9 protein-coding genes and 1 tRNA gene are annotated in these 11457 nt (G+C 53.5%); 6 read left to right on the plus strand and 4 right to left on the minus strand.

Annotated features, from left to right (window positions below; all coding sequences use genetic code 11):
- Positions 1–70: 70 nt before the first annotated feature.
- From H6853_05750 to rpoD, 3 genes are all read left to right on the plus strand, one after another.
- Entirely contained in the window at positions 71–529 is a 459-nt protein-coding gene (locus H6853_05750) for a GatB/YqeY domain-containing protein (protein ID USO03049.1), read from the plus strand.
- A 152-nt stretch (positions 530–681) separates the two neighbouring features.
- A complete protein-coding gene (locus H6853_05755; protein USO03050.1) occupies positions 682–2523 on the plus strand; it encodes a DNA primase in 1842 nt (613 codons plus the stop codon).
- 85 nt (positions 2524–2608) lie between these two features.
- Positions 2609–4765 carry an RNA polymerase sigma factor RpoD gene (rpoD, locus tag H6853_05760; protein USO03051.1) on the plus strand — a complete coding sequence of 719 codons (2157 nt, stop codon included), beginning with the start codon at positions 2609–2611 and terminating at the stop codon, positions 4763–4765.
- A gap of 54 nt (positions 4766–4819) precedes the next feature.
- Here the strand turns inward: rpoD and H6853_05765 are convergent, their stop codons facing one another.
- On the minus strand, positions 4820–5275 hold the full coding sequence (locus H6853_05765) for a hypothetical protein (protein USO03052.1): 456 nt from the start codon (positions 5273–5275) through the stop codon (positions 4820–4822).
- Between the two features lie 116 nt (positions 5276–5391).
- Between H6853_05765 and H6853_05770 the strand changes: the two genes are divergently transcribed.
- Positions 5392–5468: transfer RNA gene (locus tag H6853_05770), tRNA-Ile, on the plus strand.
- A 109-nt stretch (positions 5469–5577) separates the two neighbouring features.
- Here H6853_05770 and H6853_05775 read toward each other — a convergent pair.
- Positions 5578–5853 carry a peptidoglycan-binding protein gene (locus tag H6853_05775; protein USO03053.1) on the minus strand — a complete coding sequence of 92 codons (276 nt, stop codon included), beginning with the start codon at positions 5851–5853 and terminating at the stop codon, positions 5578–5580.
- A 193-nt stretch (positions 5854–6046) separates the two neighbouring features.
- Between H6853_05775 and H6853_05780 the strand changes: the two genes are divergently transcribed.
- Positions 6047–8701, plus strand: a complete 2655-nt coding sequence (locus tag H6853_05780; GenBank protein USO04616.1) for an HAD-IC family P-type ATPase — start codon at positions 6047–6049, stop codon at positions 8699–8701.
- Between the two features lie 18 nt (positions 8702–8719).
- Here H6853_05780 and H6853_05785 read toward each other — a convergent pair whose 3' ends face one another.
- Positions 8720–9412 carry a TIGR00730 family Rossman fold protein gene (locus H6853_05785; GenBank protein USO03054.1) on the minus strand — a complete coding sequence of 231 codons (693 nt, stop codon included), beginning with the start codon at positions 9410–9412 and terminating at the stop codon, positions 8720–8722.
- A gap of 80 nt (positions 9413–9492) precedes the next feature.
- Here H6853_05785 and H6853_05790 point away from each other — a divergent pair, with 80 nt between their 5' ends.
- Positions 9493–10854, plus strand: a complete 1362-nt coding sequence (locus H6853_05790) for an MBL fold metallo-hydrolase (protein ID USO03055.1) — start codon at positions 9493–9495, stop codon at positions 10852–10854.
- A 24-nt stretch (positions 10855–10878) separates the two neighbouring features.
- Here the strand turns inward: H6853_05790 and H6853_05795 are convergent, their stop codons facing one another.
- Complete coding sequence (locus tag H6853_05795) at positions 10879–11361, minus strand: DUF4402 domain-containing protein (GenBank protein USO03056.1); 483 nt, start codon at positions 11359–11361, stop codon at positions 10879–10881.
- Between the last annotated feature and the right edge of the window lie 96 nt (positions 11362–11457).

Consider the following 11457-nt stretch of genomic DNA (forward strand, 5'->3'; position numbering starts at 1 on the left):
CTGGAAGATGATTTAATACAGATTTCCGCCATAAAACGGAAGAAAAAAAAGAAAAAGAGAGGGAAAAGACGTGAGTAAAAGAGAAGATTTTAATTCTGCGCTGAAGGAAGCGCTGAAAGCCAAGGATCAGGTTGCTTTATCGACCATCCGTTTGATTCTGGCGGCGCTCAAGGACCGGGATATTTCCGCGCGCGGACAGGGCAATGCCGAAGGCGTTTCCGATTCTGAAATTTTGTCCATGCTTCAATCCATGATCAAGCAGCGTCAGGAATCGTCTGAAACTTACGCCGGTGCCGGGCGCGAGGATCTGGCGCAGCGCGAAAGGGACGAAATCAGGGTTATTCAGACATTTTTGCCTGCGCAACTGAGCGATGAGGAAGTGGGTAAAGTGATTGAAGATCTGATTGCCGAAACAGGCGCCGGCGATATCAAGGATATGGGCAAGGTGATGGCGGAGCTGAAAAACCGCTATGCCGGACAGATCGACATGGGCAAGGCCGGCGGCGCGGTGAAACAGAAACTGGCATAGGGCAGGTAAAGGACCCGTGATGATTCCTGCATTTACGAGGTCCTTTCAGTAAACGTATTCCCGCGAAAAAAGTTATGAAAAAACAAAATTCAGATCTTTGGACAGGTCAATTTTCTGGTCATTAATTCCCTAATCCTTTAGCATCCGGAGTTATGACGATTCCTCCGCGTTTTCTGGATGAGCTGCGCAGCCGGCTCACGCTGTCCGAGATTATCGGGCAGAAAGTCTCTTTGACCCGCGCCGGGCGGGAGTTCAAAGCCTGCTGCCCGTTCCATAACGAAAAAACGGCGTCTTTCACGGTGAATGACGATAAGCAGTTTTATCACTGCTTCGGGTGCGGGGCGCACGGCTCGGTCATTGATTTCGCCATGCAGATGGAGAATCTATCCTTTATTGAAGCGGTGGAAGCGCTGGCCGCGCAGGCGGGGATGCAGGTGCCGCAGGCTTCTCCGCAGGAGGTTGCCCGGGCCAAAAAGCAAAAGGACATTCATGCCTTGCTGGAGGAGGCGACAAGCTGGATGGAGGAGCAACTGCGTTCCCTCCCTTACCGCAGCGCCTATGATTATATTATTCAGCGCGGGGTGTCGGAAGAAGCGTTGCGCGCTTTTCGGGTCGGGTTTGCGCCTTCCGATGGCCAGGCTTTGCGGCAGTATTTAACAGCTCAGGGCTATAGCGATGCGCAAATGATCGAGGCAGGTGTTTTACGTCCCGGAAAGGACGGGCGCGCGCCTTACGCCTTTTTCCGGGAGCGCATCATGTTTCCTGTCACGGACCGCCGGGGCCGCGTCGTGGCGTTTGGCGGGCGGATTTTGCCGGACCATCTGCGGGCGCCGGATCGGGGAGATTACGTCCCGGCCAAATATATGAATTCCGGCGATACGCCTTTATTTGATAAGGGGCGGATGCTTTACGGGGCCTCGCAAGCCGCGCAGGCGGCGCAGGACGGCCAGCCCCTCTTGGTTGTGGAGGGGTATCTGGATGTGATGGCGTGTTGCCGCGCCGGGTTTCGGGGGGCGGTGGCGCCTTTGGGCACGGCATTGACGGAAGACCAGATTTTACTCGCATGGCGGATGATCCCGGCGGAGGAAAAGGTGCCCGTTCTTTGTTTTGACGGGGATAAAGCGGGCCGTAGCGCGGCGGCCCGCGCGGCGGACCGGCTGCTCCCCCTTTTAAAGCCGAGCCATAGCGCCCGCATTGCCTTTCTCCCCGAAGGGGAAGATCCCGATACGCTGATTACGGGGCAGGGGGCAAGGGCTTTCCAGGCGGTTCTTGAGTCCGCGATGTCTCTGGCTGACTTTTTCTGGCTGCATCACACGCAGGGGCGGTCTTTCAACACGCCCGAATCGCGCGCGGGGCTGTCCAGAACGCTGGAAAACGAGGCCGGGCGCATTCAGGACCGTGATGTCCAGCACTACTACCGTCAGGCGTTTCGTGAAAAAATTCGGGAGGCTTTCGGGTATAAGCCTGCGGCCGGCCATAAAAAGCCCTATACTGTCCGGCAGGGCGAAAAAAAGGGGGCGATGCCGGGGATGCGCCGTCCTGCCTATTCAAGGGAACGGCTGACGCCGGACGTCCTTTTGGCAGCCTGTATCAATCATCCTTATATTTTCGAAGAGATTGAAGAGCCGTTTTCAGCGCTTCGGATGGGAGATAAAGGGCTTGACCGCCTGCATCGCACTGTTCTATCAACACTGGCTCACGATCCAAAGCTGGATACGGAAGGGTTAAAGAAAGTCCTTTTGTCGGAAGGATGTGAAGGGGACTTAAAGCGCGTTTTGTCCGAGGCGATTTATACACATGCGGCCTTTGCGCGGCCTTCGACCGAAGAGGGGCGTGTTTTCGCCGATTTCAAGGAAGCGCTGGCCGAAATTGAGAAAGGCCGCGAGAGAGAAGAGTTTAAATCCGCCGGGACAAGGCTGGTTGAGGATTTAAGCCCTGAGAACGAGGACAGGATTATGGCCCTCCATCCTTTGCGCAAGGTTTCTGACGGGTAAAAACACATCAGACTCCTTTGATTTTTAAGGGAAATCCTGTTTAACTCATCAAATCCGGCGAATCGATGTGGCAAGGTTGAAAAGAATGGTAGCGAAGACAAAAAAAGTGGTTAAAAAGCCTGCTAAAGCGGTTAAAAAACCTGCAAAAAAAGAAACCAAAGCTAAGAAAGAAACCAAAAAGGTATCTAAAACAGTGAAAAAAGCGGCGACAAAATCTAAAAAAGAGTCGGGGCAAAAGGTTGAGCCAAAGAAAACGCCAAAGTCTTCTCCCAGATCTTCTTCCAAGGCCAAACCGTCGCCGGTAAAGGAAAAGGCGGAAGAACAGGACGATTCTTCTTCGGAGGAAGTCCAGAAAGAAACCCTGGCCCAAATCCTCAAAAAACTTGTCGCCAAAGGAAAGAAGAGCGGAAGCCTGACATATGACGAACTGAATAAAGCGCTTCCTGCCGAAGAATTTTCTTCGGAGCAGATCGAGGATGCCATGTCCATGCTGTCCGATGTGGGCGTTCAGATTTCGGAGAGTGACGAGGGAGATGACGAAGACGAGGATGAGGACGAGGATGAAATCGGCGGCGATTACCAGGCCGGCGGAAACATTTCTGCGGATGATACGGGTCGTACCGACGACCCTGTGCGGATGTACTTGCGCGAAATGGGGACCGTGGAGCTTTTGTCCCGCGAAGGCGAAATCGCGATTGCCAAACGGATAGAGGCCGGAAAAGAATTGATGATCGGCGGGATTTGCGAAAGCCCCCTGGCGATTGAATCCATTATCGCCTGGTACGAGGCGCTTCAAAAGGGAGATATTCTGCTGCGGGAGGTTATTGACCTTGATACGACCTACGGCAAGAAGGTTGTCACGGCTGATAGTTCGAATATGGGAGAAAGTTCGTCTTCATCCGGGTCGAATGACGATGATGACGAGTCCTCCGATGAAGAGGGGGGGGATCACGGCGACAGCGACGACGAAGCCGAGAATATTTCCCTGGCTGCGATGGAAGAAGAAATCAAGCCAAAAGTTTTTAAGATGTTTGCGAAGATCAAGCGGATTTACAAAAAACTTCAGGCGGTCAGGGAAGAGCGTCTGGAAGCCATTGTAAAAGGGAAAGAGCCTTCCGACGCCGTTAACAAAAAATACACGAAGATCAAAGAGGAAATGGTTCAGGCGATGGATGAGGTTCACCTGAACAATGCCCGTAATGAACAGCTTGTGAGCGCTTTGTACAACATCAACCGGGAACTGGTCGGGCTGGAAGGAAAGCTCCTTCGCATGGCGGTGGATTGCAAGGTCAAGCGCGAGGATTTTCTGGAAGAATATTACGGCGCCGAGATGGATCCGCGCTGGCTGGTCCATGTTAGAAAGAAAAGCAAGGCGTGGGAAAAATTCGCGGATAAAAACAAGGAAAAAATTGAAGGCATTCGCGAGCAGATTTCGGCTGTCGCGGAGGAATCCGGTTTGCCGATCAAGGAATTCCGCCGGATTGTCTCGACCGTCCAGAAAGGCGAAAAGGAAGCGGCCCGCGCCAAAAAAGAAATGGTGGAGGCCAACCTCCGGCTTGTTATCTCGATTGCCAAAAAATATACCAATCGCGGCCTGCAATTTCTGGATCTTATTCAGGAAGGAAATATCGGCCTGATGAAGGCGGTGGACAAATTCGAATATCGCCGCGGTTATAAGTTTTCGACCTATGCCACCTGGTGGATTCGTCAGGCCATTACGCGCTCCATCGCCGATCAGGCCCGCACCATCCGGATTCCGGTGCATATGATTGAAACCATTAACAAGCTGGTGCGCACCTCCCGGCAGATGATGCATGAAATCGGCCGGGAACCCACACCGGAAGAGCTTTCTCTTCGGCTGCACATGCCGCTGGACAAGGTTCGCAAGGTTTTAAAGATCGCCAAAGAACCGGTATCTCTAGAGACACCTATCGGGGATGAGGAGGATTCTTCCCTGGGGGACTTTATAGAAGACAAAAATGCGATTTTGCCTGTGGAAAGCGCGATCCATTCGAACCTGCGGGAGACGACGACCCGCGTCCTGGCGTCCCTTACGCCGCGGGAGGAGCGCGTTCTCCGGATGCGGTTCGGGATCGGGATGAATACGGACCACACGCTGGAGGAAGTCGGGCAGCAATTCAACGTCACGCGCGAGCGTATCCGTCAGATCGAGGCCAAGGCGCTGCGCAAACTCAAACACCCCAGCCGAAGCCGGAAGCTTCGCAGTTTTCTGGATACATGATCTTCCGTGCCGGCAGCGGCGCTATCGGCACATCAGAGAGCTTATTGAGAGGCCTTATTGTGGAAAGTTGTACTGCCCCATGACGTTCTGATGGATAACATCGGCCGGCATGTTATAGGCGCTGAAATTCCCGTCCCTGTCGTTCACATCGGTATAATCATTGTCGCTCTGGTAGGGAACCGGGGATTCCGCTGCCGGATAAGCGCCGGGCTTGTAGGCGGGGACTGCAGTGCAACGCCCGCCGAGACAGGCGGTTTCAAAATCTTCCGGGTTTTGGCATTGGGCGCTTTTTTCGCCGCAACGATTTGATTTTAAACGCTCCAGCAAGTCCATGTTGTTTTTATTGACCGGTGTCCGGGTGCAAGGATCGCCGCATGAGGCGGGAAAGAGGGTGCAATCCGCATCTGCGGTGCAGCGCTGCATGGCGGCAGGGACAAGCAAATCCTGCGCCTGTGCGTTTTGAAAGGGTATCATGACGAGTATGAATAACATCAATCCGGTGAGTTTCATGGTTGTCTCCTTGCTTTTTGATCCTCCATAAATATCCCTTTTTTCCATGAAGCGCCAGTTTTTTGAATATCTGGACAGGGGCGCCGCGATGAGGCATATAAATGGTTCCTGAATAAGGGCCTGTAGCTCAGTTGGTTAGAGCGCTCCGCTCATAACGGATCGGTCGCTGGTTCAAATCCAGCCGGGCCCACCATTTACCGCAATATGCTTATCTTTAGAAGCTTTGTCGCAGGTGCGATGAAGTGAACCAGCGCAATTTATAAGTGCCGCACGCACGCCTCTGGCGTGCTTCGCGGCGGGGTTCAAATCCAGCCGGGCCCACCATTCATCTTCGCTTCGCTACCAGGTTTTGTAACGGTTTCATTGCCCGGCCGAGCCGTTCCGGTAGGCCGCAAGCCCTGATCCTTCTGGAAAGCTTTTAAAGCTTCAAAAACAGCCGCATCGGGAATGCCCGTAATGCCTGTTTTCTCATAGGGCTGGTAATAGCCGAGGCGGTTGAGCGCCTTTTTGATTTGCCGCACGTCGAATTCGTCCACGGCGGAGTTCGCCGCAAACGGCTTGTTGAGTTTGATGTTCATGATTGTTCCCGGGAATTTTAAAAGTTGGTTTTGGGCACAAAAAAACGCCGGACGGAGTCACGGCGTTTGCAAGGATTGTATTCCTATAAAATCAGTATTCTGTCAAGACAGGATGATTGTTAAAACGGAAGCGCCTTGCATCATCCCGATAAACAAAAGACATTCACTCCTGTTTGCTCTACATTACCGTTTTATGCAGGCGTGGCATTCTCTCCCGGTTAAAAATATAGAAGAGGCACTGGAAACGAGTGTCCGGGAAGGCGTGTCTGCGGCTGAAGCCGGCGTGCGGCTGAAGCGCTGCGGCGCTAACAGGCTGACAGAGAGCGAATCCGTTACATGGTATCAGGTGTTCTTTCGGCAGTTCATGAACTTTCTGATCCTGATCCTTTTTATCGCGGCGGTGCTGTCCTTCCTTCTAGATGACGTGATTGATTCTCTGGCTATTCTGGCCATTATTTTTTTGAACGGGCTGTTGGGGTTCGCGCAGGAATGGAAGGCGGAAACGGCGCTTAAAAATTTGAAGAAAATGCTCACCCTTCGTTGCCGTGTGATCCGCGAGGGACATGTTCAGGATATAGATGCAGGGTTTTTGGTGCCGGGGGATGTTGTCTTGCTGGAAAGCGGAAATTCCGTTCCGGCGGATTTGCGTTTGTTTGACGCCGTCAATCTGAAAACGGACGAGTCGACCCTGACGGGCGAGTCCATGCCGGTGGACAAGGATATTCATCCGGTGGATGAAAGCAAGGATATCAGTGAGCGGACCTGCATGGCCTGGACGGGTACGCATGTTGTGAACGGCCGCGGGCAGGGCGTTGTTGTCGCTACGGGGATGAATACCGAATTCGGCCGCATCGCGGGGCTGACGGGAAAAATTCAGGAAACGGAAACGCGCCTGAAACGTCAACTGGGCGCCTTGGCGAAACAGCTGGCCTTTCTGGCGATCGGGGTTGCGGTTGCCATCATGATTGTCGGCTGGTTTGGTGGGCGTCCCGTTTTGCAGATGTTTCTGGCCGGCGTATCGCTTGCGGTTGCGGCCGTGCCGGAGGGGTTGCCGGCGGTTGTGACCATTACGCTGGCGCTGGGCGTGCGCATTATGGCCCGTCGCAAGGCCCTGCTCAGGAATTTGCAGGCTGCCGAAACGCTGGGGGCCACGTCCGTCATATGCACCGATAAGACAGGGACGCTGACCAAAAACGAAATGACGATCCAGACGCTCTGGCTGGCGAGCGGGGAGGTCAATATCAGCGGCGCCGGTTATGCGCCGGAGGGAATTTTTACGCGCGAAGGACGGCGGATAGACCCTCTGGAAGACAGGGATCTGAAAGCATTGCTTGAAACGGGGGGGAAGTGCAATCATGCGCGCATTGTGCAGCAGGACGGGGGATGGGCTGCTATCGGTTCGCCGACGGAAGCGGCCTTTATCGTGGCGGCGGAAAAAGCAGGCTTGAAGAGCGTCGATTACAGCCGGATTTTTTGCGAGTTTTCGTTCAACTCCATACGTAAGCGCATGTCGGTTGTCGAGCAATGCGCCGGGCAGGACGTTGTCCATGTCAAGGGGGCGCCGGAGGTGCTTCTGGCCCTGTCAACAAAAGTGCTCAAAGATGGCGTTGCGCAGGATATGACCGATGAAATGCGCGTGGAAATTGAAGCGGCTTATACCCGTTTTGCGCAAAACGGGTTGCGGACGCTGGCGCTGGCAAAGCGTAATTTGGAAAGTTCGGCGCAGCCGGATGAGGTCGCGGCGGAAAGCAATCTGGTTTTTCTGGGGGTGGCCGGCATTATTGATCCGCCGCGGGCGGAAGTGGCGGAAGCAGTAGAAAAGACGCGCAGCGCGGGCATCAAGGTCATTATGATTACGGGGGATTCTCCCGACACAGCATTGGCGGTTGGCCGGCAGATCGGTTTAAAAGCGGAGAAAGCGGTGGCAGGCTCCGAGCTTTCGCGGCTCTCGGATGAAGAGGCTATGGTTTTGCTGGAAGAAGACGTGATTTTTGCCCGCACGGTGCCGGAAGACAAATTCCGTCTGGTTCAGCTTCTTCAGGCTCAGGGCCAGCTCGTGGCTATGACGGGGGACGGCGTAAACGATGCGCCGGCTTTGAAACAGGCCGATATCGGCATTGCCATGGGGGTTCGGGGTACGGACGTCGCCAAAGGGGCTGCCGATATTGTCCTGTCCGACGACAATTTTTCTTCGATCGTGCAGGCTATTGAGGAAGGGCGCCGGCAGTATGCGAATATCAAAAAATTTGTCCAGTATCTGACATCTTCCAATATAGGGGAAACGCTGGCGATCTTTCTGAATATTCTCATGGGCGGTCCGCTTATCCTGCTGCCCGTTCAGATTCTCTGGATCAATCTTGTGACCGACAGCGTTACGGCCTTGTCGCTCAGTGTCGAGAAAGCCGAGGGAAACCTGATGCGGGAGCCGCCGCGCCCGTTTAATCAGGATATTCTTGATAAAAGGGCTATCGCCCGGCTTGGCCTGTTTGGCTCATATATCGGCATTGCGTCTCTTATCCTTTATGAGGTTTATGCAACGCAGTCCTATATTCTTGCCAATACGGTTGTTTTTACAGGCATTGTCATGATGGCCAATATACATACGCTCAATTTTCGCAGTCTGCGCAGTACGATGCCTACCATTGGCTGGTTTTCCAATCCCTGGATGCTTTTGGCCATTGCGGCTATGATTGCCTTGCAGATTTCAGCGGTCTATGTTCCGTTTATGCGGGAAGTTTTGGGGACCGTGCCGCTTGGTGTTGAGCATTGGGTTGTTATTATTCTGGTTGCGGTTCCGCTGTTTGCCGTGACGGAAATATGCAAGGGAATGAAGGCTAGACCAGGTTAGCCGGTCCGTTGGAAGTGTTTAAAGATGCAGGCCCGTCTTGCGGGCGCGGATCATGTCGAGAACTTCTTTCGGGTCGTCCGTGATGCGGACGAAATCGAGATCTTTTTCATCGATCGTGCCGTGCGTAATCATCGTCTCCCGCAGGAAAGGCCCGAGCGTTTTCCAGTAGTCGCTGCCCATCGCGATCACGGGAAAATCGTAGATTTTACCGGTCTGGATCAATGTTGCGGTTTCAAATATTTCGTCCATTGTGCCGAACCCGCCGGGAAAAAGAATGAAGGCGCAGGAATATTTCAGCAGCATGACCTTGCGCACGAAAAAATAATAAAACTCGATATTGATATCGGTATAAGGGTTTTGTGCTTGTTCGTGAGGCAGTTTGATATTGCATCCTATGGACAGGCCCCCTGCTTCTTTGGCCCCGCGGTTGGCCGCTTCCATGATGCCGCCGCCGCCGCCGGTCATGATGGAAAACCCGGCCTTTCCAAGCTCGAAGGCTGTTTTTTGGGCCATCTCATAATAGGGGTTGTCTTCTTCGAAACGGGCGGAACCAAAGACCGTCACGCAATGCCTGACGTGGCGGAGTTTGTGAAATCCTTTTCGAAACTCCCGCCAGATTTTGAAAGAACGCCACAAATCCGGCATGTAAGCGTTATGGCTTTCTTCCAGCAGGTGACAGTCCGGGTCTTTAATCATGGCGCGCTCTGGCATATCTGGTGGATACTGGTATTCTACATTTCATACGCTCGTTTTAAAGGCAGGGAAAGCCATTTTGAAGGATCTCGAATATTATGAAGCTGACATTTTTAGGCGCGACAGGAACGGTTACCGGCTCCAAATATCTGCTGGAAGACGATAATCGAAAAATTCTGATTGATTGCGGTCTTTTTCAGGGGTTGAAAAACCTGCGTTTGCGCAACCGGGAAAAGCTGCCTGTCAACCCGGCGGATATTGATGCGGTGATCCTGACCCACGCCCATATCGACCACAGCGGTTATTTGCCTTTGCTTGTCAAAAACGGGTTCAAGGGGCCTGTTTATTGTTCGTCCGCGACGGCGGATTTATGCGATATCCTTTTGCCCGACAGCGCCCATTTGCAGGAAGAGGATGCCCGGCGGGCCAACCGTTACGGTTATACGCGGCATAAACCGGCCTTGCCGCTTTATACGAAAGAAGACGCCTTCAATGCGCTGGAGCATTTAAAGCCCGTTTCTTTTGACGAGGAGCATGGGTTAAGCGATTTCCTGTCTTTTCGTCTCACGCGTGCGGGGCATATTCTGGGCGCGGCCTGCGTCAGGATTGACGACGGGCAGACCTCCATCGTTTTTTCCGGTGATCTGGGGCGTCCGCACGACCCGGTGATGAAGGCGCCGGCGCAGATTCAGGAGGCCGGTTACCTCATTCTTGAATCGACCTACGGGGACCGGCGCCATGAAAAGACGGATATTCTGACCCAGCTGGAGGGCATTATCAGTCAAACGGCGGCCAGAGGCGGCAGCGTTGTCATTCCGGCTTTTGCCATCGGACGGGCGCAGAGCCTGATGTACTATATCCACGCGCTCAAAAAGGAAAAGCGCATTCCGGACATCCCCGTTTATCTTGACAGTCCGATGGCCATCAGCGCGACAAAACTCCTGCAAAAGCATCTGGTGGAACACCGCCTGTCAAGGGAGGCGTGCGCGGATGTTTGCGGCAGCGTGATCTACACGCAAACCGTTGAACAGTCCAAGGCGATCTATAGCAGGAATAACGGCCTGCCTGTGATTGTCATTTCCGCCAGCGGCATGGCAACGGGAGGGCGCATCCTGCACCACCTGAAACATTACATCGGCGATGAGAGAAACACGGTGCTGCTGGCCGGGTTTCAGGCGGCGGGAACGCGCGGGGCAAGGCTGGCCCACGGCGAGAGCGAAATCAAAATCCATGGCCAGTTGTTTCCTGTTCGTGCTGAAATCGATATGCTGGATAATATTTCCGCCCATGCCGATTATCAGGAAATTCTGGACTGGCTGGGCCATTTCCGCGAGCCGCCGGGGAAGGTTTTTTTAACGCACGGCGAGCCGGAAGCGGCGTCGTCCCTGAAGTTCAAAATTGAGGAGCATCTGGGCTGGCGCGTTGAAATTCCCGAATACGAACAAAGGGTGGAAATTTAATTCAGAGGGCGCCGTAGAACCGGCTTACTGAAGCACGGCGGAAAAAATAAAGCTGCCGCTATACGTGCCTGCAGCCTGGTTTGCGCCGACATTTGCCGTTGCGCCGATGGGAACGTTCACGAAAGGGGCTGTTACGGTTTTGGTATATCCGCCCCCGTTCGTAATCAGGTTAAACCCGTTTACGTTCATCACGCCCGCTCCCCCGTTATTCATTGTGAAAGTCGGGGAGGTCACGCTCACCTGAATAGGCCTGAAGGGAAAGCCCTGCGTGACGACACAGCGCGCGTTGGCCTGGGGGGCACCGCCTACCGTGACGCATCCGCCCGTGGCCGACGAGCCGTCCGGGTTTACCGTTACGGTTCCCGCCGTTCCGCAGGGCACAATATCCCCAAAAACCATCGGCTGTATGCAATTGATACTTTGTCCTTTAACGGGAAGGGGGCATAATGCCACCGAAAGAGCGGCGATCTTTATCAGTTTGTTTTTTATATGTTTTTTTTGTTTCATCTGTCTCTGTTTAAACGATCAGGGTTTCGAATTTATCTTGAATTTGTACAGCATCTTCTGTTTTTTGCAAAGCAAACACCGGAAATCAGATCCTTA

It is taken from the genome of Rhodospirillales bacterium (assembly GCA_023898765.1).
Lineage (GTDB): Bacteria > Pseudomonadota > Alphaproteobacteria > Micavibrionales > Micavibrionaceae.